This window comes from Streptomyces avermitilis MA-4680 = NBRC 14893 (assembly GCF_000009765.2).
Taxonomy (GTDB): Bacteria; Actinomycetota; Actinomycetes; order Streptomycetales; family Streptomycetaceae; genus Streptomyces; species Streptomyces avermitilis.
On the sequence record NC_003155.5, the window covers coordinates 930,360 to 955,370 of the forward strand.

At 69.3% G+C, this 25,011-nt stretch carries 22 protein-coding genes and 2 pseudogenes; 10 read left to right on the forward strand and 14 right to left on the reverse strand.

The features are described 5' to 3' along the window. Positions 1-113: 113 nt before the first annotated feature. The gene (locus SAVERM_RS04360; RefSeq protein ID WP_010982219.1) at positions 114-536 is read left to right on the forward strand and encodes a hypothetical protein; all 423 of its coding nucleotides are present in this window, start codon (positions 114-116) and stop codon (positions 534-536) included. A 229-nt stretch (positions 537-765) separates the two neighbouring features. On the opposite strand, the gene SAVERM_RS04365 is transcribed toward SAVERM_RS04360, so the two are convergent. Beyond that, the gene (locus SAVERM_RS04365) at positions 766-1,221 is read right to left on the reverse strand and encodes a hypothetical protein (protein WP_037650621.1); all 456 of its coding nucleotides are present in this window, start codon (positions 1,219-1,221) and stop codon (positions 766-768) included. Between the two features lie 313 nt (positions 1,222-1,534). Between SAVERM_RS04365 and SAVERM_RS04370 the strand changes: the two genes are divergently transcribed. Next, positions 1,535-1,774, forward strand: coding sequence for a hypothetical protein (locus SAVERM_RS04370; protein ID WP_107083221.1), 240 nt, complete (start codon positions 1,535-1,537; stop codon positions 1,772-1,774). Positions 1,775-1,865: 91 nt separating this feature from the next. Next, positions 1,866-2,414 (forward strand): hypothetical protein, encoded by a 549-nt coding sequence (locus SAVERM_RS45830; protein WP_010982222.1) that lies wholly within the window; start codon positions 1,866-1,868, stop codon positions 2,412-2,414. Here the strand turns inward: SAVERM_RS45830 and SAVERM_RS44450 are convergent. From SAVERM_RS44450 to SAVERM_RS04415, 9 genes and pseudogenes are all read right to left on the reverse strand, one after another. After that, a pseudogene (locus SAVERM_RS44450) lies at positions 2,354-3,322 on the reverse strand (DUF6777 domain-containing protein); the annotation flags it as partial. The gene SAVERM_RS45830 and the pseudogene SAVERM_RS44450 overlap by 61 nt on opposite strands. 547 nt (positions 3,323-3,869) lie before the next feature. Beyond that, the gene (locus SAVERM_RS04380) at positions 3,870-4,295 is read right to left on the reverse strand and encodes a VOC family protein (protein ID WP_037650627.1); all 426 of its coding nucleotides are present in this window, start codon (positions 4,293-4,295) and stop codon (positions 3,870-3,872) included. A gap of 95 nt (positions 4,296-4,390) precedes the next feature. Beyond that, positions 4,391-5,401 (reverse strand): serine/threonine-protein kinase, encoded by a 1,011-nt coding sequence (locus SAVERM_RS39710; protein ID WP_078936700.1) that lies wholly within the window; start codon positions 5,399-5,401, stop codon positions 4,391-4,393. Between the two features lie 192 nt (positions 5,402-5,593). After that, positions 5,594-8,368 (reverse strand): SpoIIE family protein phosphatase, encoded by a 2,775-nt coding sequence (locus tag SAVERM_RS04390; protein WP_010982224.1) that lies wholly within the window; start codon positions 8,366-8,368, stop codon positions 5,594-5,596. Positions 8,369-8,757: 389 nt separating this feature from the next. Further along, positions 8,758-9,414: a phosphotransferase-like protein gene (locus SAVERM_RS04395; protein ID WP_010982225.1), complete on the reverse strand. Its 657-nt coding sequence runs from the start codon at positions 9,412-9,414 to the stop codon at positions 8,758-8,760. A 391-nt stretch (positions 9,415-9,805) separates the two neighbouring features. Continuing rightward, positions 9,806-10,279, reverse strand: a complete 474-nt coding sequence (locus SAVERM_RS04400) for a carboxymuconolactone decarboxylase family protein (protein WP_010982226.1) — start codon at positions 10,277-10,279, stop codon at positions 9,806-9,808. Between the two features lie 271 nt (positions 10,280-10,550). Next, the gene (locus tag SAVERM_RS04405; protein ID WP_010982227.1) at positions 10,551-11,990 is read right to left on the reverse strand and encodes a gamma-aminobutyraldehyde dehydrogenase; all 1,440 of its coding nucleotides are present in this window, start codon (positions 11,988-11,990) and stop codon (positions 10,551-10,553) included. Between the two features lie 16 nt (positions 11,991-12,006). Further along, entirely contained in the window at positions 12,007-12,408 is a 402-nt protein-coding gene (locus SAVERM_RS04410; RefSeq protein WP_010982228.1) for a nuclear transport factor 2 family protein, read from the reverse strand. 78 nt (positions 12,409-12,486) lie between these two features. After that, on the reverse strand, positions 12,487-14,022 hold the full coding sequence (locus SAVERM_RS04415) for a purine-cytosine permease family protein (protein WP_010982229.1): 1,536 nt from the start codon (positions 14,020-14,022) through the stop codon (positions 12,487-12,489). 103 nt (positions 14,023-14,125) lie between these two features. Here SAVERM_RS04415 and SAVERM_RS04420 point away from each other — a divergent pair, with 103 nt between their 5' ends. From SAVERM_RS04420 to SAVERM_RS04430, 3 genes are all read left to right on the forward strand, one after another. Continuing rightward, entirely contained in the window at positions 14,126-15,577 is a 1,452-nt protein-coding gene (locus SAVERM_RS04420) for a PucR family transcriptional regulator (RefSeq protein WP_037650633.1), read from the forward strand. A gap of 284 nt (positions 15,578-15,861) precedes the next feature. Further along, positions 15,862-16,416 carry a DoxX family protein gene (locus SAVERM_RS04425; protein ID WP_010982231.1) on the forward strand — a complete coding sequence of 185 codons (555 nt, stop codon included), beginning with the start codon at positions 15,862-15,864 and terminating at the stop codon, positions 16,414-16,416. A 260-nt stretch (positions 16,417-16,676) separates the two neighbouring features. Beyond that, positions 16,677-18,080, forward strand: a complete 1,404-nt coding sequence (locus SAVERM_RS04430; RefSeq protein ID WP_010982232.1) for an amino acid permease — start codon at positions 16,677-16,679, stop codon at positions 18,078-18,080. Positions 18,081-18,188: 108 nt separating this feature from the next. Here SAVERM_RS04430 and SAVERM_RS04435 read toward each other — a convergent pair whose 3' ends face one another. Both SAVERM_RS04435 and SAVERM_RS04440 read right to left on the reverse strand, forming a co-directional pair. Then, on the reverse strand, positions 18,189-18,911 hold the full coding sequence (locus SAVERM_RS04435; RefSeq protein ID WP_010982233.1) for a VOC family protein: 723 nt from the start codon (positions 18,909-18,911) through the stop codon (positions 18,189-18,191). Between the two features lie 147 nt (positions 18,912-19,058). Further along, positions 19,059-19,676: a TOPRIM nucleotidyl transferase/hydrolase domain-containing protein gene (locus SAVERM_RS04440; protein ID WP_010982234.1), complete on the reverse strand. Its 618-nt coding sequence runs from the start codon at positions 19,674-19,676 to the stop codon at positions 19,059-19,061. Between the two features lie 168 nt (positions 19,677-19,844). Between SAVERM_RS04440 and SAVERM_RS39715 the strand changes: the two are divergent. Beyond that, positions 19,845-20,117, forward strand: a pseudogene (locus SAVERM_RS39715) (transposase); the annotation flags it as partial. 124 nt (positions 20,118-20,241) lie between these two features. Here the strand turns inward: SAVERM_RS39715 and SAVERM_RS04445 are convergent. Both SAVERM_RS04445 and SAVERM_RS04450 read right to left on the reverse strand, forming a co-directional pair. Continuing rightward, positions 20,242-20,733 (reverse strand): hypothetical protein, encoded by a 492-nt coding sequence (locus tag SAVERM_RS04445; RefSeq protein WP_137865319.1) that lies wholly within the window; start codon positions 20,731-20,733, stop codon positions 20,242-20,244. After that, positions 20,636-21,226: an MFS transporter gene (locus tag SAVERM_RS04450; RefSeq protein WP_010982236.1), complete on the reverse strand. Its 591-nt coding sequence runs from the start codon at positions 21,224-21,226 to the stop codon at positions 20,636-20,638. The genes SAVERM_RS04445 and SAVERM_RS04450 overlap by 98 nt, the downstream gene beginning before the upstream one ends. Before the next feature lie 65 nt (positions 21,227-21,291). Here SAVERM_RS04450 and SAVERM_RS04455 point away from each other — a divergent pair, with 65 nt between their 5' ends. From SAVERM_RS04455 to SAVERM_RS04465, 3 genes are all read left to right on the forward strand, one after another. Beyond that, on the forward strand, positions 21,292-21,801 hold the full coding sequence (locus tag SAVERM_RS04455) for a hypothetical protein (protein ID WP_174514654.1): 510 nt from the start codon (positions 21,292-21,294) through the stop codon (positions 21,799-21,801). A 496-nt stretch (positions 21,802-22,297) separates the two neighbouring features. Next, positions 22,298-23,752, forward strand: coding sequence for an argininosuccinate synthase (gene argG / locus SAVERM_RS04460; RefSeq protein WP_010982239.1), 1,455 nt, complete (start codon positions 22,298-22,300; stop codon positions 23,750-23,752). A gap of 352 nt (positions 23,753-24,104) precedes the next feature. Beyond that, the gene (locus SAVERM_RS04465; protein ID WP_010982240.1) at positions 24,105-24,959 is read left to right on the forward strand and encodes a polysaccharide lyase family 7 protein; all 855 of its coding nucleotides are present in this window, start codon (positions 24,105-24,107) and stop codon (positions 24,957-24,959) included. The last annotated feature ends 52 nt before the right edge of the window (positions 24,960-25,011 follow it).

A 25,011-nucleotide genomic window follows, 5' to 3' on the forward strand; every position in this document is an offset into this window, starting at 1 on the left:
CTCGTGCGGCCCCCGCGCGAGATCCAAGGACGACTACGGTGGCCGGCCCGCACAGCACAACCCGCACCCCCGGCCACCAGCACCCTCCCGACCACCCGACCTAAGGAACGCACATGACCCAGATGCCCGGCACGGCCAGATGCGCTCGCGCCATCCTCGTCGTCGTGGGCACAGTGAACGCCGCCACCGTCGCATGGCTGACGGCAGCCGCCGCCACGCTCGAGACCGGCGCCCTGGGCGAGCTGGTCCTGGGCATCCTGCTCCTCGCCGCAATCGTGTCTGCGGCACTCGCCATCGCCTCGTTCACCATCGCGGCGAAATTCACCCACGGCAGCAGCAAGACCCGCACCGGCGCGGCCGCCGTCGGCTGGATCACCATCCTCGCCGGCACCATCGCCCTTCTGACCGACCACCCCATGGGGGCCGCCGGCGCCGCAGCGGGCACACTCCTCACAGCCCTCTCCACCAGAACCGGCACCAGAGACTGGTTCGACCGCCCACGCCTCCCCCGACCACCCCGCAACGCAAACCACTGAACCGCCGGTTATCCCGGCATGTCGGTCCCGGTCGTGACCGATCCGCGGACCATGACCGCCGGTCGTGAACCTCGTCGACCCTCACGGTGACACGTTCGGTGCCGGCCACGTCCAGGACGCCGGGTACAGGCACCCGTGACATCCAGGCCAGCGACGGTGGTCGTCGCTAGCTGAGGCGGGACCGGCGGGGCGAAGCCGATCGCTTCGTCGTACTTCTGGCGGGTCGTCATCACGCAGTGGTGGAGCTGGCCGAGCAGACGGTTGAGCAGGTGGCGGACGACCACCCGGCTTTGCAGACGAGGGTGTCAGCAGACGACGGTGAGCGAGAACGGCCGGTCGCTGTCCACGGCGGCGCTGCCGCCGGCGGACGGCGTCGCGGTGCGGATGTAGAGCGTGTTGGGCCCCCCTTGCCGACCAGGATGGACGAGCTGCCCGGGCCGGGGTCGGTGCCGTTGTTGGTATTGATCGTGCCCAGAAGGGCGCAGTCGGCGAGGTTGCCGTAGATGTCCAGGGCGTAGCGGCCGGTGCCGAGCTTCCGGATCGCCGAGATGCCCGACCCGCCCAGGAGCACACCGTCCGCGCGGACCTTGGCCCAGGCGGTCGGGGCCGCCGCGGCGTGAGACACCTCCCGCGTCTCGGCGGACGCGGACGACACCGCGACCGCGGCCCCGATCGTGAGGGCCATCACCGCGGCCCCGAGGACCAGCTTCCTTGATCCGTTCGTGGTTCTCTCCCTGCCGAAGAATGAATCGGAGCAGGTGGCCCTCCCCGGGTAAGGGCTCACCGGGGAGGACTCTCCTCCCTCCCCGACCGGCAGCAGAAGGCCTCGCGGCGAGAGTCACCCCAAATGATCGAGCTGCCCTATGCGCACATTCACTCGAAAGAGCATTGTCGTCTCCCATCTGTCAGCGAAAGGCATGATGAGGCGAGACGAAGCCCCCACCAGCCGGAACCGACCGCCCAGCCTAGGACCCCGCCGGGCCGGGCTCCTACTGCTGTTGCTGATCCTGCTGCTGGTCTTGTTGCTGCTGGTCCTGCTGTTGCTGATCCTGCTGTTGCTGATCCTGCTGTTGCTGATCCTGCTGCTGGTCCTGCTGCTGGTCCTGCTGCTGGTCCTGCTGCTGCCCTGTTCCGGCAGGCGCGGACCCGTCATTCTGCGGCGCCACACTCTCAGGCGCAGAAGTCTCGGGCTCGACCTGCGAGGAAGGCTCCGCGGGAGTCGGCGCCTGGGGCATTGAGGACTCGCCGGCCGAGGGCGGTGGCGCCGGCTCCGACGACCCCTCCGAAGCCGACTCGGGAGAAGACGGCTCGCCCGAGTCCGGTGGAGGGGTGCCCTCCGACGGCGTCGACTCCCTGCCCGACTCAGACGACCCCGACTCCGACTCCTTATCCGACTCCTTATCCGGCTTCGACTCCTTATCCGGCTTCGACGAGGACGGCTTACCCGGTTCCGACGGCTTCGACGACTTCGACTCCTTGTCCGGCTTCGACGACTTGTCCGGCTTCGACGACTCCGACTCCGGGGACTTCGACTCCTTGTCCGACTTCGACGACTCCGACTCCGACTTCCCGCCCGACTCCGACGGGTTCGACGACTTCGACTCCTTGTCCGGCTTCGACGACTTGTCCGGCTTCGACGACTCCGACTCCGGCGGCTTCGACTCCTTGCCCGGCTCGGACGACTGCGACTCCCTGCCCGACTCCGGCGGCCGCTGCACCGGCGGCGCCGTCTTCTTGTCGTGCGTGCCCCGCTCGTCGCCCTGCTCCCGGGTGAACCAGTCCCCCTTCTCAGGGCCCGCCACCACAAACTTCTTCACCGCATGGGGCGCAGGCGCGACAACGACAGCACCCGAGGGCCGGTATCCGGGCCACGCATGACCCACCCGCTTGGGCGTGCCCTTCTGCTCGGCCGGCGGCGTCAGCGGGTTCCCGCACGCACAGCGCACCCGCGGCACACCACGGTCATCGACCAGGACCGCAGTGCCCGCCTGCAGCACAGCTTGATAGCTGGTGGCAGAGCCATTGCGGTAACCATGATTGGTCACCCGGGTATCCACTCTGAGATGCACCGGAGTCAGGGCCCGCAGATAGTCGGGAACATCAGAAGGCCCTATGTTCAACGCCGCGGCAAACGCCCTGTTCTTCGACGGCTCCGCCTTCAGCGCAGTGATCTGCTTCCCCACATCACAACTGGCGACATTACGTGTCCCGCCGTACAGACCCGGAGCATCACCATCCACACTCCGCGACACATCACTCTCCGCCGAACCAGGCAGCACAGGCATCACCGGCGGCGAAGCATCCTCCCGCACCGTCGACTCCGTAAACGGATCCACCCCCCTGCTCCCCGCAGACTGCAGGAAGACCTCACCCCGCTGTTGATCCGGGGTACCACCGGATCGTGTGAACACAACAACCAGCGCCACCACAGCCACCACCGCAGTGACGATCACCGCCACCCGCGGCACCGACTCCCACCACCTGTCCCGCCCCTCCCCACCACCACCCGCACCGCCCGACGGCCCACCACCCCCGCCACCACCCGACGCCCCACCACCACCCGGAGGCAGAGGCCCGTACTCCGGCTGAGAAGGAGACGCCAACGGACCCGACGGAGGACCCGACGGCCTCCCAGAAACACCCGACGCACCCGAGGAATGACCAGACCCACCATCAGACGGACCCGAAGAACCACCAGACGACGACGGACCCGAAGAACGGCCAGACGCGCCCGAAGAACGATCAGACGACGACGGTTCCACACTCACGAGCTCTACATCCCGCATCAGGACCTGCAGCGCACAGGCCAACCACACACAGCCACCGGGAAACCCGCCACCACACCCGCCGACCAACCGACAACCCCACCCACACGGGAAACCCGACCGACAGGCAAACCAGCAGCACAAGCCGAGACACAGCCACCCACCACCAGCCCCACACCATCACACTCACACCACCAACCCCCCCCCACACCACCATTGTGCGCAACCACCCCGCACACCCCGCAAGCCAGAAAACAACCCGCCTCAAAGAGCGAGCGGTGAAACCCCGCCACAACCAGCCCGGGACCTCCGACGAAATGGCTTACTCCTGAGATGGCAAGTGCGTAGCCAGGGCAGCTGATAGGGCACCGTCGTGCGGACAGGGGACCCCGGAGGGTAGGGCACCGATCACGCCGGGTCTCCGAAGGGAAAGATGCCGAACACATCCGGCCGGGAAACGACGCTCATGCCTGCTGCCGCCCCGGACCTGGCAGCCCGACGATCAATCCGATGAACCCGCTCAATGAGCCGCTCGGGCCAGGCTCGCTCTACTCAAAGCACCGGCTCGTCAAAGGACCGGCTCGCCGATGCCGAGCATGTTCCCCTCACTGTCACAAAACCAGGCACCGCGTTCACCCCGCGCGCCCTTGCTCGGATAGTTCCCTTCGATCTCCGCGACTTGGCCCCTCGTTCGAAACCCGGGCACGTCGACCTCCTCGAATACCACACCGCGCCGTCTGAGTTCCGTCATGACTGCCTCGATGTCGTCGACTTCCCACGCCATCTGAGTGAAGGTGCCGGGCGAGGAGCCCGTCGACTGGAACACCACGAAGTCCGCGCCTGAGCACCGATACAGCAGCCCACCAGGCCGTTCGTCGACCGGCTCCAGACCAAGCTGCTCACGGTAGAAGCGCCGCGCCCGCTCCAAGTCCTGGGCCGGCAGCCTGGTCGCTACGCGTGCCCCGGCCAGAAGGCTCCTGTCATCTGCGTTCATGGCCCCACTGTGCCGGGAGCAGCAGCCGCGCAGGCAATGGCAACAGCCACATGCCGCCATCCGGGCATGGCGGCCTCACCCGACCGGACGGGACCTCACCGGCGCGGACGGCCAAAGACCGGCCGGGCCCACAAAGGCGGCTCCGGGGGCGGCCCGGAGTGCTGCCCGGCAGCAAGAACCTCGGCATCCACCTGGGTCTGTGGATGCGATCCCTGAACGGCACCGCTCGCAGCGACACGCAAAGCCGCCACAAACTCCAGACACGAGCCGTAACGGTCCTCGGGAACCTTCGCCAGCGCCTTCGCCAGAACGGCGTCCATCGCCGGCGGAGTCCCCGGCCGCTTCTCGCTCAGAGCAGGCGGGGAGTCGTACTGATGCGCCCACAGCAACGCTATATCTTCATCCCGCTGGAAAGGCGGCCCACCCGCAAGGGTTTCGTAGACGACGCAGGCAAGACTGTACAGATCGCATCTGCCGTCCACCGGACGTCCCGAAATCTGCTCCGGCGCCACATAATCAAGCGTGCCGACAAATTCACCCACCGTCGTGAACCCGGTCAGCGACAGCGACTTCTTCGTCAAGCCGAAATCCGTGAGATAAACATGCTCAGGATGATCACTGTCCGTTCCCTGAGCAACCAGAATATTGCCGGGCTTGACATCCCGGTGCACCAAATCATGTTCATGAGCCGCATCAAGAGCCGACGCCACCTGAGCAGCGATACGCAACGCAGTCACCACCGGCAACGGACCATCCCGGTCAAGCAGAGCACGCAGATCCAGCCCCGATACATATCGCATCGCGATATACAGAACACCATCCATCTCACCGGCCTCAAAAATCGGCACGATATGAGGATGATCAATCGCAGCAGCCACCCGTGACTCATGCGTGAAACGCCGCCGGAAAATGTCATTACGCGCCATCTCCGGAGCCAGCAGCTTCAACGCGACCATACGATCCAGACGCAAGTCCCGGGCACAATACACAACGGCCATGCCTCCACGGCCGATCTCACGCTCCACCCGGTAACTGGCAATCTGCGTCCCCACCAGACCTGCAGCCCGGCCCGCATACACACCCAGCCCATCCGACGCCGTACCCATCACACGTCACCGTCACCCAACCCCGCCGCGGCCACCCGGGCCCTCGCCCCACCACCGGAACCCGCCTCGAAGGCACATCCCGGCACATCCAAACCGACAAACCGCCCACCCATACTCAAATACTATCCAGCCACCCTCGCAGCCGCCCCACCAAGATCCCCCCCTGCCCCCACCACCCACTCCGGGCCGTGGCTAGGCCGAGCCGTCTTCACGCCAGGCTTCCGGGCCGGCTGCCCCTTCGCCCGAGAGGGCCGCGTCCGTAGCAGCCGACGCCACGCCAGGCTCCTCGATGACCTCCGGCAGCGCCTGTTCGGCCCAGATCACCTTGCCCTGGGGGGTGTACCGGGTGCCCCAGCGCTCGGACATCTGCGACACCAGAAACAGGCCCCGACCTCCCTCGTCCATCGTCGCGGCGTACCGCAGATGCGGCGATGTGCTGCTGCCGTCGGCAACCTCGCAGGTCAGCGTACGGTCACGGATCAGCCGCACATGGATCGGCTCGGAACCGTAGCGGATGGCGTTGGTGATGAGCTCGCTCAGGACGAGCTCCATGCTGAAGCCGAGCTCGGACAGGCCCCACTCGTCGAGCTTTTGGGACATGGCGTCGCGCATCCCCGCGACGGCGGCCGGGTCGAGCGGCACATCCCAGTCGGCGATCCGGTCGGCCGGCAGGCCCCGGGTGCGGGCGATGACGAGGGCGACGTCATCCTTGGGGCGCCCGGGCAGCAGCTCGTCCAGCACAGCCTGGCAGCTCTCCTCGGGCGGCCGGTCAGGGTGACCCGCCAGCGCATCGCGCAGCAGTTCCATTCCCACGTCCAGGTCGCGCTTGCGGTCCTCGATGAGGCCGTCGGTGTAGAGGACCAGCTCGGCGCCCTCCGGGAGGTCCAGCTCGGCGGTCAGGAACGGCATGCCACCGAGGCCGAGGGGAGGCCCGGTCGGCAGGTCCACGAAGGTGACGGTGCCGTCGGGGTGGACGAGCGCGGGCGGCAGGTGCCCCGCACTCGCCATGACGCAGCGGCGCGTCACGGGGTCGTAGATCGTATACAGGCAGGTGGCGCCCACGACACCCGCGGCACTCTCCGTACCCGCCTCGTCCTGGTCGATGCGGCCGACCAGGTCGTCCACATGGCTCAGCAGCTCGTCAGGGGGAAGATCGAGTGTGGAGAAGTTGTGCACCGCGGTCCTCAGCCGCCCCATCGTGGCGGCTGCGTGGAGGCCGTGGCCGACCACATCGCCGACGGCCAGCGCCACCCGACTCCCCGGCAGGGGAATCACATCGAACCAGTCTCCGCTCACGCCCGACTGGGCGGGGAGGTAGCGGTAGCCGACGTCGAGGGCGCTCACCTCGGGCAGGGCCCTGGGCAGCAAGCTGCGCTGAAGGGTGACCGCCAGGGCGTGTTCACGGGTATAGCGGCGAGCGTTGTCGATGCTGACCGCGGCGCGGGCCACCAGCTCCTCCGCCAGCGACATCTCCTCCTCGACGAAGGGCTCGTGCTGCTTGGAGCGCCAGAAGTTGGCCATGCCCAGCACGACGCCGCGGGCCTGGATCGGGGCGGCGATGAGGGAATGGATGCCGTAGTCGATGATCGCCTTGGTGCGCTCCGGGTCCTGCGCGTGCCAGCCCGTGGCGGTCGACAGGTCGGTCACCAACTCGGAGTAGCCACTGCCGTAGCCGCGCGCCTGGGGCGTGGAAGGCAGAAAGTCGATCAGCTGACCCAGTTCGTAGAGCGGATGGTCGTCCCGGATACCGCACACGGCCGTGCGGCGGAGGTCCGTTGCCGTGGGGGCCGGCTCCTCGCCGTGCAGCACGGCGTCGGCCAGGTCCACGGTGACGAAGTCGGCGAAGCGAGGAACGGCGACCTGTGCCAGCTCGTCGGCGGTGCGCAGCACGTCCAGGGTGGTGCCGATGCCGAGTCCGGCGTCGTACAGCAGCTTGAGCCGCTCCCCTGCGATCTCCGCCCTTCCGGTCACCGCCTGCAACTCGGTGGAGTCGCGCAGTGTCACCACCGTCCCCTTGGGGCCTCCGTCGCGATCCGTGGGCCGCTGGTTGACGGCCAGCAGCCGTTCTCCGACAAAGTGCACCTCGTCGGTGGCTTCGCGGCCCGAGACGAGCAGCGCCAATGTGTCGGGGTCGAGGCTCGACAGCTCCGACACGAGCCGTCCCTCGACGTCCGGGGGCAGCTCCAGCAGCCGTCTGGCCTCGTCGTTCGCCAGCACCAGCCGCCCGTCGCCGGCGACGATGACCACCCCTTCGCGCACGGAGTGCAGCACCGCGTCGTGGTGCTCGTACATGCGGGCCATCTCGTCCGGGGCCAGGCTGTGAGTCTGCCGTCGCAGCCGCCTGCCCATCAGCGCTGTCCCGCCGGTGGCCACCGCGAGCGCCCCGGCTCCGGCACCCAGGATGATCGGTAGTTGCCGGGCCACCTGATTGGTCACGCTCTTGACCTTCAGCCCGGCGGAGACGAGGCCCACCACCTTGCCGTTGGTGTTCTCGACAGGGACGGTGGCCTGTACCTCGCGGCCGAGCGGGCCGTTGACGCTTTCCGTGTAGACCTTCCCCTCCAGCGACGGCCCGATGTTGCCCACGAACCGCTTTCCGATTCGGCTCGGCACGGGGTGCGTGTAGCGGATGCCCTTGGTGTCCATGACCACGATGAAGTCGACGCCGGCGGCCTTGCGCCCCGCCTCCGTGAGCGGCTGGAGAATCTTGGTCGGGTCGGGGCTCTGCAACGCCGCCAGGACACCGGGAGAGTGCGCGAAGGTCTGCGCTACGGCTACGGAGCGGCGCTTGGCCTCGGCATCTGTGTCCCGCTTCGACTGCAGGGCGACGGCCAACACGCCGCAGGCCACGAGCAGCACTACCAGAGCCACCTGGAGGACCAACACCTGCCCGGCTACGCTGCGCGGGCTCCTGCTGACCAGTGACCGTGACGAAAGACGTCGAAAACGGGCGAAACGGCTCGCCATGCGACCTTTCTAGCACTGGTGATCCCGAGTGGCCAGGGCCCGCCCGAGGAGTGACACTCACCTGGCTGCTCTCCTGCCCCGTTAAGCCACACCAGACTCGATGGCCCGCACGGCCACAGCGACACCGACTGCACCGGCGGCCACAGCAAGTCGGAGCAGGTCGGGAGCCGCCGCGGGGCGCGGCGTGTGCCCACGTTGCCGCGCTCAGATCACCCCGCCCAGCGCGGCTGTCGCGAGGCGCTGCGCAAGCGTGGCGCCGACGCAAGTGAAGCCGTCAACTACTCAGGCATTTACTGAAGGGATGTCCGCCGGTCCCGACTCATGAATCTCCCCGGACCGTCCTCGGCACAGGAACAGCAGAGATCGCCGAGTCTGCCCCGCCGCACCCGTCAGTCGGGGCCGGCTTCTGCGGGCGTGTGCGCGGTGGGGCGGTGCGGCCTCCGCAATGTCCGCCGGAGCGTTTCGAAGGCGGTGGGGCGTGGCCGGTCCGGCAGAAAGTCACGGATGCGAAGGGCGCATTCCGCCGGGGTGTGGAGGCTGCTGTCGATGTCGAGGTCATGCAGCTCGTGGGAGTGCACCGCGCCGTACTGCATCGCGGCCAGTCCCGGCTGCCGGTCACCGCGCTCGCTCTCGCGGCGCTCCAGCTCGGGCAGCGGACAGCGGACCCCGACCAGGACTGTGTCTTCGGGTACGAGCAAGTCGAGGAGGTCCAGCAGTCTCCAGCGTCGGCTGAGCGGATAGTCGACGACGAGGTTGTTGCCGCCCGCGGCCATACCGGCGACCGCGCGGTGAAACCCCTTGGCGGTGCGGTCGATCTCAGGCTGGAGTTCCTCATCGGATATGTCGCGTTTGCAGCGCATGGCGTGGAACGCGTCCACTGGCATGTGGAACCACGTCCCGTCCAGGATGTCGAGGAGTGCGCGGGCCATGCTGGTCTTGCCGGAGCTGGACGTGCCGTTGAGCAAGATGACCATGCCTGCGGCTGTGGTGTCGGGGATCCTCGCGTGGACCAGGTCCGCGGTGCCCGGAACCGCCTCGATCGCCATGGTGCCTTCCTTCCGCCTGTCCCCCAGCGCAAGGCTTGAGCCGGGTGTGCCACCGTCCCGATCATCGCAGGCGCCCTGTCCGTCGCGTTCCATGTCACGGCTACGGCGACGGGCGCGGGCATCGGGCATCGGGCAGGCCAGCTGGTCGGCCCGCAGAGGATGTGCCCCCGTTCGCGTTCGAACGCGGCACCAGGGTGCTGCCGACGCACGCCTCCCGCCTGTGGCCCGTCGCCGTCCATGTGGCCCATCGCCCCAGGCCACCCGACTCGCGTGGATCGGTCGGACCGTCGGGCGTACCAGCGCAATGCCCCGGGCTCCGGCGAGGGGTGCCCGGGGCTGGTGCTGTTGCTGGTGCGGGAGGGCACCGGCGGTCCCGGCCAGGTACTCCTCGTTATCCGAACTGGCCGGGCTGGTAGTCGCCGGCGGGCTGCTGGACGATGACGTTCACGCGGTTGTAGGCGTTGATGAGGGCGATGAGGGACACCAGGGCGGCGAGCTGGTCCTCGTCGTAGTGCTTGGCGGCATTCGCCCAAGCCTCGTCCGTGACACCGCCGGCCGCGTCGGCGATGCGGGTGCCCTGCTCCGTCAGCTCCAGGGCAGCGCGCTCGGCGTCGGTGAACACCGTGGCCTCCCGCCAGGCCGCGATCAGGTTGAGGCGCGTCGAGGTCTCCCCGGCGTGCGTGGCGTCTTTGGTGTGCATGTCGGTGCAGAAACCGCAGCCATTGATCTGACTGGCGCGGATCTTCACCAGTTCCTGCGTCGCGGCCGGCAGCGTCGAGTCCGAGACCGCCTTGCCTGCCGAGTTGATGTACCTCAGGAACTTGGCTCCGACCGGGTTGCCGAAGAGGTTCAAGCGAGCGTCCATGATGAACTCCTATGCCTTGCTGGTGGTTACACCTCCCTGACGGAACAGCTCGGCAAGATGTGACAGGAACGCAGGAACGAACGAATGTGACGTGCGTCTCCCCTCCCGCACAGCGGCAACGGCAGCGGCGGCGGCGACAGCTCCCGTGGTGCACCGTTCACGTTGCGGTGCAGAAGGCGCGCGGGGGACGTGGGGCGGCGTACCGGACGCCGCCGTGGAACCCGTCGCCCGCCCCGGCGCGGGGCCGGGGCGGGCGACGGGTTCCCGGATGTCAGAGCGATGTCATGACGTGCTTGATCCGGGTGTAGTCCTCGAAGCCGTACGCGGAGAGGTCCTTGCCGTAGCCGGACTTCTTGAACCCGCCGTGCGGCATCTCGGCGACGAGTGCCATGTGGGTGTTGATCCATACGCAGCCGAAGTCGAGGTTCTTCGACATCCGCATCGCCCGTGCGTGGTCCTTGGTCCACACCGAGGAGGCCAGTGCGTAGTCGACGCCGTTGGCGTACTGCACGGCCTGGGCCTCGTCCGTGAACGACTGGACGGTCATGACCGGGCCGAAGACCTCGTTCTGGACGATCTCGTCGTCCTGCCGCAGGCCGGAGACCACGGTCGGGGCGTAGAAGTAGCCCTTCTCGCCGACCCGGTGGCCGCCCGCCTCGATCGTCGCGTGCTCGGGTAGGCGCTCGATGAAGCCGCTGACCTGGGCGAGCTGGCCCGCGTTGTTGAGCGGTCCGTACAGCACGTCCTCGTCGTCCGGCTGCCCGGTCTTCGTGTCGGCCGCGGCCTTGGCGAGGGCGGCGACGAACTCGTCGTGGACCGACTCGTGGACCAGGACGCGGGTCGCCGCCGTGCAGTCCTGACCGGCGTTGAAGAAGCCGCCGACCACGAGGTCCTCGACCGCCTTCGCCAGGTCGGCGTCCTCGAAGACCACCGCCGGGGCCTTGCCGCCGAGCTCCAGGTGGACCCGCTTGACGTCCTTGGCCGCGCTCTGGGCGACCTGGATGCCGGCGCGTACCGAACCGGTGATGGAGGCCATCGCCGGGGTCGGGTGCTCCACCATCAGGCGGCCGGTCTCACGGTCGCCGCAGACCACGTTGAAGATTCCGCGGGGCAGGCCCAGCTCCTCCAGGACACCGCCGATGATCTCGGCGATCAGCACGGTGGAGGCCGGGGTGGTGTCCGAGGGCTTGAGGACCACCGCGTTGCCCGCCGCGAGCGCCGGGGCGAACTTCCACACCGCCATCAGCAGGGGGTAGTTCCACGGCGCGACCTGTGCGCACACCCCGACCGGTTCGCGGCGGATGATCGAGGTCATGCCCTCCATGTACTCGCCGGCCGATCGGCCTTCGAGCATCCGCGCCGCGCCCGCGAAGAAGCGGACCTGGTCGATGGCGGGGGCGAGTTCCTCGCTGCGGGTGAGGTGGAGCGGCTTGCCGGTGTCGCGGCTCTCCGCGGCGACCAGCTCGTCGGCCCGTGCCTCCATGGCGTCGGCGATCTTCAGCAGCGTGCGCTGCCGCACGGAGGGCGTGGCGTCGCGCCAGACGGGGAACGCCGCGGCGGCGGCCGCCATCGCCGCGTCGACGTCCGCCGCCCCGGAGAGCGGGGAGGTCGCGTAGACGTCACCGGTGGTGGGGTCCACCACATCGAGCGTGCGGCCGTCCGAGGCGTCCGCGAATGCACCGTCGATGTAGTTGCGGAACGTGCTGCTCATGGAACGTCTCTCCTGGTCAGGCGGCGGTACGGGCGGACAGGTGCTCGTGGACTGCGGTCCAGCGGCCGTCGTCGGCGCGGGCGAAGACGATGGTCTCCCGCTCGTGGACCGTCTCCTCGCCGGCGTCGGTGGCGACCCGGGTCTCCACGTCGTGGCTGAAGACGGCCGTGTCGCCGAAGTGCTGGATCAGCTGTGCGGACGAGGTGCAGCCGAGGATGCGGAAGCCGTCCTGCTCCACCCACTGCTGCCAGAGCGCGCGGTACTCGGCCGTGGAGCCGAGGCGCTCCGGGGTGGTGTGGAAGACGAAGGTCGCGTCCGGGGCGAAGGCGCCGAAGTAGTCGTCGAGGCGGCCCTCGGCGAAGGCGGCGACGAGCGCGTCCGCGGCGTCCTGGATTTCCCGGACGGTGGTGGTGCTCATGCACAGCTCCTGGTCACGGGCGTTCGACGGGCGGGGCCGGAACGCCCGGCGTTCGGTTGCGGGGGTGTCGGCGAGGGCTCAGTGGGCCGCGGCGGGCTCGGTGACGGGCTCCTCGGTGCCACCGGTGATCGGCGGCACCGCGGCGTCCGACGCCCGGACGAAGCGGGGGCCGGCCGGTCCGTACACGGCGCGCGGCTCGGGGAACAGGGCGAGCAGGGCGAGGTAGAGCACGGTCGCGAGGGCGAGGCCGACCGGCAGCGAGATGTCCGCGCCGTTCGCGAGGTTGCCGAGCGGGCCGACGAACTGGCCGGGCAGGTTGGTGAAGAGGAGCGCCACGACGGCGGAGACGAGCCAGGTGGACATGCCGCGCCAGTTCCAGCCGTGCGTGAACCAGTAGCGGCCGCCGCGCTGGCGGCGGTTGAAGACCTGCAGCGCCTCCGCGTCGTACCAGCCGCGCCGGGTGACATAGCCGAGCGCCATGACGATCATCCACGGTGCGGTGCAGGTGATGATCAGCGTGGCGAAGGTGGAGATGGACTGCGCGAGGTTCAGCGCGAAGCGGCCGACGAAGATGAACGCGATGGACAGGGCGCCGATGAAGAAGGTGGCCTGGACGCGGCTGAAGCGCGTGAAGACGCTGGAGAAGTCGAGACCCGTGCCGTACAGGGCCGTCGTGCCGGTGGAGAGGCCGCCGATCAGGGCGATCAGACAGAGCGGCAGGAAGTACCAGCCGGGCGAGATCGCGAGGAGTCCGCCCACGTAGTTGGGGGCGGCCGGGTCGACGTACTTCGCGGCCTTCGACGCGATGATCGACGCGGTGGCCAGGCCGAAGAGGAACGGCAGCAGGGTGGCGATCTGGGCGAGGAACGCGGCTCCCATCACCCGGCGGCGCGGGGACCCGGCCGGAATGTAGCGGGACCAGTCACCGAGGAACGCGCCGAAGGAGACCGGGTTGGAGAGCACGATCAGCGCGGCGCCGATGAACGACGGCCAGAACAGCGGGTCGGCGGTGGAGGCGAAGGCTCCCGCGTAACCGGGGTCGAAGTCGCCCGCGAAGGCGAAGGCACCGAGCACGAAGAGGGCCGACGCCGCCAGCACCGCGATCTTGTTGACCAGCAGCATGAACCGGAAACCGTAGATGCAGACGGCCAGTACGAGCCCGGCGAAGATCGCGTACGCGATGCCGTAGGTGACGTCCGACTCGGGGACGTCGACGAGCCGGTGTGCGCCGCCGACGAGCGCGTCGCCCGAGGACCACACCGAGATCGAGAAGAACGCGATGGCGGTGAGCAGGGAGAGGAACGAGCCGACGACCCGGCCGTGCACGCCCAGGTGCGCGGAGGAGGAGACGGCGTTGTTCGTACCGTTGGCGGGGCCGAACAGGGCCATCGGGGCCAGCAGCAGCGCACCCGCGACGAGGCCGAGGACGGTCGCCGCGAGTCCCTGCCAGAAGGAGAGGCCGAAGAGGATCGGGAAGGCGCCCAGCACACAGGTCGCGAAGGTGTTGGCGCCGCCGAAGGCGAGGCGGAACAGATCGATCGGGCGGGCCGTGCGGTCCTCGTCCGGGATCCGCTCGACACCATAGGTCTCGATTTCGGTGATCGAGGTCGTCACGGGCGCTCCACCTTCCGTTCATGCATGGGCACGGTTCCACAGTGTGTGGCCCTCGCATGTCCAGCGACAATTGTGCCAATCACAGAGCCGTACGCTGTCTTATGTGGCCAGAAACAAACTCACTGTCGAAGATCTGCTCTCCTTCCCGGCACTCCAGCTCTCCGTGAAGGCCGGCAGCGACGGTCTGGGCCGGTCCGTGTCCTGGGCGCACGCCAGCGAGCTCGCCGATCCGACGCCCTGGCTCCTGGGCGCCGAGGTGATCATGACGACAGGTCTGGCGGTCCCCCGTACCGCGGCCGGACAGCGCGCCTATCTGGAGCGGCTGGACGACGCCGGCGTATCCGCTCTCGCGCTCTCCGCGCAGCTGCACATGCCCCCGCTCCACGACGCGTTCTTCCGGGCGGCGGAGGAGCGGGGCTTCCCGGTCCTCGAAGTGCCGCTCGCCGTCCCGTTCATCGCTGTCGCCCAGGAGGTCGCGGCCTCGGTCCAGGAGGACGCCCGGCACCGGCTGGGCGCGCAGCTCCAGGTCTTCGGCTCGCTGCGCTGGCTGGTCGCCGAGAACCTCGACACGCCCGCACTTCTGCGCCGCCTCGAAGCCCTGTCGGGTTACGACGTCTACCTCTGCACACCGCAGGGACGCCCGCTCCTGCCCGGCGTTCCCACACCGGATCCCGGTGTCCTGCCCGCTTCCGTCGACGCTCCGCCGACCGTCCCCGGCGGATTCGTCCTCCCGGTGCCCGCGCCCGGCGGCCCCGCGGGCTTTCTCGTCGCGTACGAGCGTCAGGGCGCCCAGCCCGCGGGGCTCGCCGTCGTCCAGCACATCGCCACCGTGGCGGCGCTGCGGCTGGCGATGGTGCGCAACGAGCGCGAGACGCTGCGCCGCGAGGGCGCGGAGACGCTGGCCGAGCTGTTGCAGGAGGTGCTCGACCCGGAGACGGCGCGCCGCCGGCTCGCCCGGCACGCGATCGAGGGCGACACCGTGCTCCTCGTGGTGCGCCACACCACCGACGAGGCGCTGCTGCGCTGTCTGGAGGACCATCCCCATCTGCTGCTCACCTGGGGCGAGGACCGCTACGTCCTGGGGGCGCCGGAGCTGGCGGTGGCCGTCGGTGAGCTGCCGGTCGTGGCAGCCGGGATGAGCCGCCCCTTCCTGCCGGGCGCCGCACTGAAGGTCGCCCAGCGCGAGGCACTCTGGGCGGTCTCCAAGGCCGTGGAGTCGGGCCGTCCCGTCGTCCGGTACGGCGACGACTCGACGGGCCGGTGGCTGCCCGACGACCCCGCTGTCCTGACCGCACTGGTCGAGCATGTGCTCGGCGAGGTCCTGCGCTACGACGAGACCCACGACTCGCAGTTGCTGGTCTCCGCCCGCACCTGGATGGAGCGCGACCGCCGTACCGAGACGGCCGCGGCGGCGCTCCACATCCACCCGAACACCCTCGCCTACCGGCTGCGCCGCTTCGGCACGCTCGCCCACCGTGACCTGACGTCGACGGGGGCCCTGGCCGAGGTCTGGCTGGCGATCCAGGCAGCGGGGGCGCTGGGCCTCACCGACTAGGACGGCGCCCTACCCCTACATGGGGATATGCGGAAAATGGATCACTATCCCGGTTTGCCCCTTTTCTGGCCCGGCAAAAGAGAGAATCATCGCCCTTGAGCGGGCCGAAGGCCGGCCCCCCGCATCAAGAGGAGAATCCGCGCACCTCGCCCCCCAGAGCCTGACCGCGTGTACCCCAACCCGCCACTTTCCGGCGCGCGGCAGGTCATCGTTGGCACCGCGCCCTGGTCGCGGGCGGAGCCCACGACACCGACCGGGCATTCGGTGCAGAAAGCGAACCCATCATGCGAGTGACCGCTCAGCGACTCCGGGCCACTTCCGGTCCACGTGATACGGCTACCACCCCGACATCCTTTTCCGCCGCCGACGCCGGCATCCTTCTGCTCCGACTCGCCGTGGGTCTGCTGCTGGCCGGCCATGGCGCCCAGAAACTCTTCGGAATCTTCGGCGGCCCAGGGCTCAGCGCGACCGGCAAGGGTTTCGCGGACATGGGCTACCGTCCCGGGGACTTCTTCGCCGGCCTCGCCGGCGCTTCGGAGTTCCTCGGCGGCCTCGGTCTGGCCGTCGGCCTGCTCACGCCGCTGGCCGCGGCGGCCGTGGTCGGAGTGATGATCAACGCCATGGCCACGACGGCACCAAAGGGCCTGTGGGCAGAGAAGGGCGGCTTGGAGTATCCGCTGTGCCTGGCGGTGGCCGCCATCGCCATCGCCGCCGTGGGCCCCGGCCTCCTGTCGCTCGACCGCCCGTTCCGCTGGCGCCACGGAGGATGGGGGCCGGCCGCCGTGGCCCTGTTCCTCGGCGGCATAGGCGCCGCCATCGTGCTGGCCTTGAAGGCGTGAGCACCTGCCCCCCAGCGCGGGCGCCGTACAGGTGCGGTACGGCCGGCGTCTGCGTGCCGCCCCCCATCCACCGCTACGGCTAACCCCAGGCGCCGCTGAACGATTCCCGGCTCAAGGCCCGCGGCGGCGCACCTTTTACGGTGCTGGGCGGGGCTATACAGGACGAAAGTGTGCGATTTGGAGTCGCGGCGGACCATGCCCGACCATGGGCCCCGTCCCGGCGGTCCCGGGCATCAGTTCGATGAGAGGCGCACGACCCCATGCACGTCACCGGAACCGTCCCACAGTCGGCTCCGGCCCCCCAGGAGACCGTCGCGGCCCCCACACCGGCCGAAGACTCCACCGGCGCCACTAGCAGGCACACCCGCCGCTTCGGGCTACCCGTCGCCACCGCCCTGGTCATGGGCAACATCATCGGCGGCGGAATCTTCCTGCTCCCGGCCTCCGTCGCACCGTACGGCACGGTCAGCCTGGTCGCCTTCGGCGTCCTGACCGTCGGCGCCATCGCCCTCGCTCTGGTCTTCGGCCGGCTCGCCGAACGTGACCCGCGCACCGGCGGGCCCTACGTCTACGCCCGCGAGGCCTTCGGTGACTTCGCCGGCTTCCTCGCCGCCTGGGCGTACTGGATCACCACCTGGGTGTCGAACGCGGCGCTCGCCGTCGCCGCCGTCGGCTACCTCGACGTGCTGATCCCGGTGAACGACCACCGCTGGACCGCCTGCCTGGCCGCGCTCACCCTGCAGTGGCTGCCCGCGCTCGCCAACTTCGCGGGCACCCGCTACGTGGGCGCCGTCCAGATCGTCTCCACCGTGCTGAAGTTCGTGCCGCTGCTGCTCGTCGCGGTCGGCGGGCTGTTCTTCTTCGACCCGGACAACCTCGGCCCGTTCCACGCGAGCGGCGGCAGCGTGCCCGGCGCGGTGTCCGCCTGTGCCGCGCTCCTGCTCTTCTCCTACCTCGGCGTGGAGTCCGCCGCCGTCAGCGCGGGAGAGGTCAAGAACGCCCGGCGCAATGTGGGACGAGCCACCATCATCGGCACCACGGGCGCGGCGCTCGTCTATCTGCTGGGCACGCTGTCCGTCTTCGGCACGGTCGCGCACGACCGCCTGGTGCAGTCCACCGCGCCCTTCTCGGACGCCGTGAACGCCATGTTCGGCGGCACCTGGGGCGGCTGGGCCGTAGCGCTCGCCGCGCTCGTGTCGATGACCGGCTGCCTCAACGGCTGGACGCTGCTGAGCGCCCAGACCCCGTACGCGGCGGCGCGGGACGGCTTGTTCCCCGCCGCCTTCGCGCGACGGCGGCGGGGCGTACCGACCGTCGGCGTCGGCGTCACCGTCGTCCTCGCCTCGCTGCTCACCGTCTACAACTACACGTCGGGCTCGGCCAAGGTCTTCGAGATCCTGGTCCTCGTCACCACGTTCACCGCGACCGTGCCGTACCTGCTGGCCACCGCCGCGCAGATCTTCCACCTCCTCTCGGGGCGGCGGGAGCTGGTCGACCGGACGCGGCTGGTACGGGACGCCGTGGTCACGGCGGTCGCGGCCGCCTTCTCGATGTGGCTCGTCGCGGGCGCCGGGTACGCGGCGGTGTACCAGGGCGTGCTGTTCCTGTTCGCGGGGGTCATCGTTTACGCGGTACTGGCGGCCCGGCGGCAGAGGGCGGCCTGATCCGACGGCGGCCGGAGCCGCCGTCGGTGCGCGGCGCTTCCGCTGCGCTCACGCCACCGTGAGGAGCGTCGCCGTGAGGAGCGTCGCCGGCCACCCAGGTCGGTCGCGTTATCGGGGCGTCGACACACAGAACTCATGGCCGTCGGGATCGGCCATCACCACCCAGCTGACCTCGCCCTGACCGATGTCGATTCGAGTCGCCCCGAGGGAGACGAGACGGTCGACCTCCGCTTGCTGATCACCCTGGACAGGTGGAGCGAGGTCGAAATGCAGCCGGCTCTTCCCGGTCTTCGGCATCAGTGGCGGGCCGCCCCACGTGATCTTCGGACCGCCGTGCGGCGAGCGGATCGCGGTCTCCTGGTCCTGGTCCCAGACCAGCGGCCAGCCCAGCGCTTGGCTCCAGAAGTACCCGGCGTCCTGCGAACCGTCGCACGCAAGCGCTCCGATGAATCCGCAGTCAGCAAGGAAGTTGTTGCCCGGCTCGATGACGCAGAACTCATTGCCTTCGGGGTCGGCGAGCACCACATGACCCTCCTCCGGGCGTTGGCCGATGTCGATGTGCCGGGCGCCGAGTCCGAGCGACCTCTCCACAACCTGCTGCTGGTCATCAAGGGACGTGCTCGTCAGATCGAAGTGCATCTGGTTCTGGCCTGTCTTCTGCTCCCGGGTCGAAAGAAACCGGATCCGGAACCCAGTGTCGTCGCTCGGCAGGAGCGCGATGCCGTCGTAGGAGTCGTCGGCCATCTCCCAGCCCAGGACGCCCGCCCAGAAGCGCGCGAGACGGAGCGGGTCGTTCGCATCGAAGCAGAGCGCGTGGAGGTGGGAAGTCATCCCTCGGCATCTCCGATCTACTGACTGACAGCAAGAAGGCTTTCATCCAGGTCGTGGCTGGAGCCTGCCCAGACGGCGCCACCCGGTCAACTCATTAACAATCCGCGCTCAACCGCTGACGTCACAACATCGCCCTCGTCCACCAAGTCACAGGCTCGCGAGGAGATCGTCGAGCGGGGCCGGTACCTGTTCGGGGTCGAGGGCCTCGACGAGGAGGCGGCCGTAGCGGATCTTGCGGCCTCTCTTCGTGCCGAGGAAGCGCCGCAACTGCTGCTGCCGGGGCCGACCGTGGTGTGCGGGCTGGCGCATGAAGGTCTGCCAGGAACGAAAGTCGCCCTCGGCCCGGAGGATCTCCTCGACCCTTGCCGTGCCCAGCGCGCGGATGAGCTCGTCCTCCAGGTCCGTCACGCACACGAAGAAGCCCCGGCGCGGCGCCCGTGCCCGCTTCAGGCCCCGGTCGTAGAAGCGCTGTTCGCCCTCGTCGCACAGTCCTGTCAGGCGCAGGCCGAGGCCGGGCGGACCGAGGAGGCCGGCGTAGCGGCCGACGCTCATCGCCCCGCCCATCGGCACGACGCACACCCCTTCGGCGGCCAGGTCCCGGCCACGCCGGGCGGCCAGCGCCTCAACGGCCGCGAGGTCACTCAGTCCTTCCAGCAGCACCGCCGTCCGCACGCCCAGCCGCACAGCCAGATCACTCGCCGGCCCCTCGGGACCGCCGGTCGCCCAGCCACTGACCGCGTCCCGGAACGCCCGCATCTCCGCCATGGAGCGAGTCTGCACCTCCACCGACGACACGGCACGGGATTATTCGACGGCCCCCGCTCGACACGACCCGCGCCCTCGTCACCGGGGCAGCCATCACCCTGGAAATCCGTCACTAACAACAGAGATCAACACGGTCGACCTTTGAACACCAGGTGCGGAAAGAGTGTTTTGCCCCCCCTTGCCCCTGCGTTCCGCCCGCCAGGCGGTCAGGGCGGCCTCGATATCGGTCGTCCGCCGCAGCACGACCCGCGCGGGCTCATGGACGCCATCCTGTATGTCGACCGGACCGGGATCCCCTGGCGCCACCTGCCGCGCGACTTCGCGCCGCGGGAAACCGTCTACGGGCACTTCGCCGCCTGGCAAAAGGACGGCATCTTCAACCAACTGAACGGTCCTCTAAGCCAGTTGGAGCGGGAGGCCGCAGGCCGGGACGTCGAGCCCCAATTCCGTGCCCCCCAATTCCGTGCCCCTGGTTCCGTACCCCCTGGTTCCATGCGGTCTGCTGCCGAGATGAACGAGCAGATCCGGGCACCCTGGCTGCGCGCGGGCGGAACCCGCCGTGCGGTCAGGCGATGGCGTGACTGAGCCAGAGATCCAGTAGCGGGCGGCTGCCCAGGACCGTCATGCGCGGCTTCTCCGGCCGCAGCCGGCCCTTGACCACCAGCAGCAGGTCCGAGGGCGCGGCGACCACGGTGGCATCGGCCACGCTGGTGGTCGGGAGATTCCGGGTGACCTGCACGCCGTCCGGCGCACAGGTGATCAGCCAACTGGAGAACCCGCCCGCCGGCTCCTCCGCCGACCGGAAGCACAGCGTCTGGCCTCCGCGCGGCACCTCGGAGAACAGCGGGGAAAGGAACTTCCTGGCATCGGGATCCCCACAGGCGCTCAGGAAGGCGTCCACGAGGTGCAAGGCGACTTCCGTGTCCAGCTCGAACGGCAGGCCGGCCATCAGGAAGACGTCACCCCGGTGTACGGCCGCCTCGAAGAGCGCCCAGCGCGACCAGAACTCCTTGTTCTGCTTTCCGCGCGGCGCCCAGACCGGCACGTCGAGGTCCACCCCCTCGAGCGCCCCGACCAGCCGGTCCGCCGGCATGGAAGAGCCAGGTCTGCAGCGCGACCGGCACTGCGCCGTAGGCCAGGCCCCACAGGGCGAGGACGAGGAACGCCCCGACTGTCCACGTCCCGAAGAGGGGCATGAGCAGTTGCGACACGGCGAGGAGCGCCAGCACGGCCGGCACCGTGGGCCGCAATGCCTTGGTGAGCGCCGACGCGGCGGCGAAATTGCCCAGGATTCCGGCTGCGGCGAAGACCAGCAGCAGCGTGCTGATCAGGGTGGGGCCGGCTCCGGTCTGCTGCTGCAGGAAGGGCGCCACGAAGGTGTAAGCGGCGAACTGCGCCGTGATGGTCAGCAAGGTCATCACGAGCGCGACGCGCGCACGGCCGCTCTTGAGCAGGACGCCCAGGGAGCGCAGGGTGACGGCCTTGGTGACCGGGAGGCGGGGCAGGAAGAGTGCCTGGAGGATCACCGGGATCAGGCCGAGCCCGGCCACGATGAAGAAGGCCGCGCCAGCCGAACTGGTGGCCCAGGAGCGGGCCCGCGGGTACGCCCACGACGGTGCCCGATGGAGATGCCGCCGAAGATGAGGGCGGTGGCCCGTGGCGCGAGCTGCTCGGGAACCAGGCGGGTGCCGACCCCTACCGCGATGGCCCAGAAGCCGCCGATGCCGATGCCGAGGAGGGCACGGGCGCCCAGCATGGCGGAGTAGTCGGGCGCCAGCGGCTGCTCGGCGTCTTCGACGGGCAGGGCCAGCTGTTCACCGAGCCCGGCTTCAACGGCTGTGCGCACATGACGGCCAGCGCGGAGGTACGGCCCGGCAGCCCGGTGGAGGGCGCCGCCGACCGGTACCGGCTGTGGGTGCGGACCATGTTCACGGATCTGGCCCGGGAGGCCGGCGTCGCCGACGCCGAGGGCCTGGCGCGGCAGCTGCACCTTCTGTACGACGGCGCGGGGATTTCGGCGCGGATGGACCGCGACCCGTCCGCAGCGACGACCGCCCGCGCGGCAGCCGCCGCACTGTTCGACGCTGCAGTCAAGGACAAGGAACTGGTCGACGCCGGGCAGTAATCCGGTGGGACTCCGAAGCCCCCGCAGAGGACCAGCTCAACCGAGGGCATACACTCCGGCCCCGAAACGCTGGGCGCTGGAAGCACCGACGGATCCTGACGTCCACGCCCATCGCCCATCGCCCATTCAGGGATGAAACACCGCGAGGAGACCACCTATCGCGGCCTTACGCGGTACTGGTGCGGCTGCGCAGGTCGGTGCGGGCGGTGTCGAGGATTTAGTCGGTGGGGGCGGGGTCGGCATCGGCGACGGCGCGTGACAGCAGCAGGGCACCGGCCATCTCGCTGAACAATGGCGCGGCAGGGATCTTGCCGTAGCCCTTCCGTGAGGCCGCCGTCGCACACCTCTCGACGGATCTTGCGGGAGCTGATCGAGGGCGGCGCCGCTGGAACACCGGCGCCGCATCGGTACCGCGCCATGGCGAGCTTCTTCGACCCTGCGGCACAGGATCTGCATCAGCCTTGCATGAAAATGCGCGAGGATGCATACTCTTCCTATGTCTAAGGTCCTCACCTCCCTTCCCGCCGGCGAGCGCGTCGGTATCGCCTTCTCGGGCGGCCTCGACACCTCGGTCGCGGTCGCGTGGATGCGCGACAAGGGCGCCGTCCCGTGCACCTACACCGCCGACATCGGCCAGTACGACGAGCCCGACATCGCCTCGGTGCCGGGCCGCGCGAAGACCTACGGTGCCGAGATCGCGCGGCTGGTCGACTGCCGCGCGGCGCTGGTCGAGGAGGGCCTGGCCGCGCTCACCTGCGGGGCGTTCCACATCCGTTCGGGCGGGCGTGCCTACTTCAACACCACGCCGCTCGGTCGCGCCGTCACGGGCACCCTCTTGGTCCGGGCGATGCTCGAGGACGACGTACAGATCTGGGGCGACGGCTCGACCTTCAAGGGCAATGACATCGAGCGGTTCTACCGGTACGGCCTGCTCGCCAACCCGCACCTGCGGATCTACAAGCCGTGGCTGGACGCGGACTTCGTGACCGAGCTCGGCGGCCGCAAGGAAATGTCGGAGTGGCTTCTCGCCCACGACCTGCCCTACCGCGACAGCACGGAGAAGGCGTACTCCACCGACGCCAACATCTGGGGCGCCACCCACGAGGCCAAGACCCTGGAGCACCTGGACACCGGCGTGGAGACCGTGGAGCCGATCATGGGCGTGCGGTTCTGGGACCCCGCGGTCGAGATCGCCACCGAGGACGTGACGATCGGCTTCGACCAGGGCCGCCCGGTGACGATCAACGGCAAGGAGCTCGCCTCCCCTGTCGACCTGGTCATGGAGGCGAACGCGATCGGCGGTCGGCACGGCATGGGCATGTCGGACCAGATCGAGAACCGGATCATCGAGGCCAAGAGCCGCGGCATCTACGAGGCGCCCGGCATGGCCCTGCTGCACGCGGCGTACGAGCGCCTGGTCAACGCGATCCACAACGAGGACACGCTCGCCCAGTACCACAACGAGGGACGGCGCCTCGGCCGGCTGATGTACGAGGGCCGCTGGCTGGACCCGCAGGCGCTGATGGTGCGCGAGTCGCTGCAGCGCTGGGTCGGCGCGGCCGTCACCGGCGAGGTGACGCTGCGACTGCGGCGCGGTGAGGACTACTCGATCCTCGACACCACGGGCCCGGCGTTCAGCTACCACCCGGACAAGCTGTCCATGGAGCGCACCGAGGACTCGGCGTTCGGCCCGGTCGACCGGATCGGCCAGCTCACCATGCGCAACCTGGACATCGCGGATTCACGCGTCAAGCTGGAGCAGTACGCCGGCCTCGGCCTGATCGGCACCGGCAGTCCCGCCATCGGTGCCGCCCAGGCGGCCGCGACCGGCCTGATCGGCACCATGCCGCAGATGCCGGAGGGCAGCGCCGAGGCCATCGCCTCCCGCGGCGAGGTCTCCGGTGACGACGAGATGCTGGACCGCGCCGCGATGGAGTTCGGCACGGACTGACCAGCCGCGCCGAGCGGAAGGCTCGGCACCCCCGAGGGGGATGCACCACCGGGCAAGGCCGGCTCGGCGCCAACGGCGTCGGGCCGGCCTTTCCCGTTACCCGGGGCTGCGCGCTCTGCGCAGCGCACGACGTATGGATCGCCCCGCCCTCTCCCTCCTACCGAGGGCAGATGGACGCTCCCTGAGGGCAGACGGGCAAGCTCTACAGCCTTGACGTGACCGCGCCACGGCCCTACTGTCGCGACACCCCATGTTCATGTTGACACACAAAGTTCACAGACATGAACACCGGACGCGGAGTAGCAAGCGCGTCCGTCAACGAGCCCACCGAGCCGACGGGAAGGCACCCCCCATGCGCATGCGTACGCTGCTCACCTCCCTGGCCACCGCCACCGCCGTCACCGGCGGCCTGGCCCTCGCGGCTCCCGCCGCGCCCGCCAGCCCTGTTCCCACCGCCGCGGGCGTCGCCAACACGCCCAGCGGCCAGGGCAGTACGAACGTCGTCGCCTCCCCCATGGCGGATCCGTCCGTCGCGCCCGGCGGGAATTTCGACCTCTCGGTATGGCAGCTTCAGGAGCCGGTGGGCTCCCCCGGCTCGCCGACGACGATCCCGTCCTCCCGGCTTCAGGGAGCCAACGGGTTCCAGGACGCGTACTTCTACACGGACACCCGTGACGGCGCGATGACCTTCTGGGCACCGGAGAAGGGCGTCACCACACCGAACTCGAACTACGCCCGCTCCGAACTGCGGGAGATGAACCGCAACGGCACCGCCGCCAACTGGTCGCTCAGCGGCACGCATCAGATGAAGGCGACGCTGCGCGTCGTATCGGTCACATCGAACGTCTGCGTCGGTCAGATCCACCTCGGTACGGGAGGCTCGTCCACCAAGCCGCTGCTGGAGCTGTACTACCGGTCGAGCGGTGACATCGTCCTCGGCACGGAGAACTCGCCCTCCGGAGGGCAGACACTGCACACCGTCGGCCATGTATCGGTCGGCAAGACATGGAACTACACGATCGGGGTCTCGGGCGGCCACACCATCGACTTGACGGTCAACGGGAGCACCACGCACTACGCCATCCCGTCGTCGTTCGACGCCTACAAGCAGTACTTCAAGGCCGGCTCGTACAACCAGTCGTCCTCCGACAGCACCACCAAGGGCGCTCGGGTCGCCTTCTACGGCCTCACCGTCTCCCACAGTTGACGAGCCTCGACGCAGCGGCATCACCTTCCGCGGCGGTCCGGGGAGGTGCGCG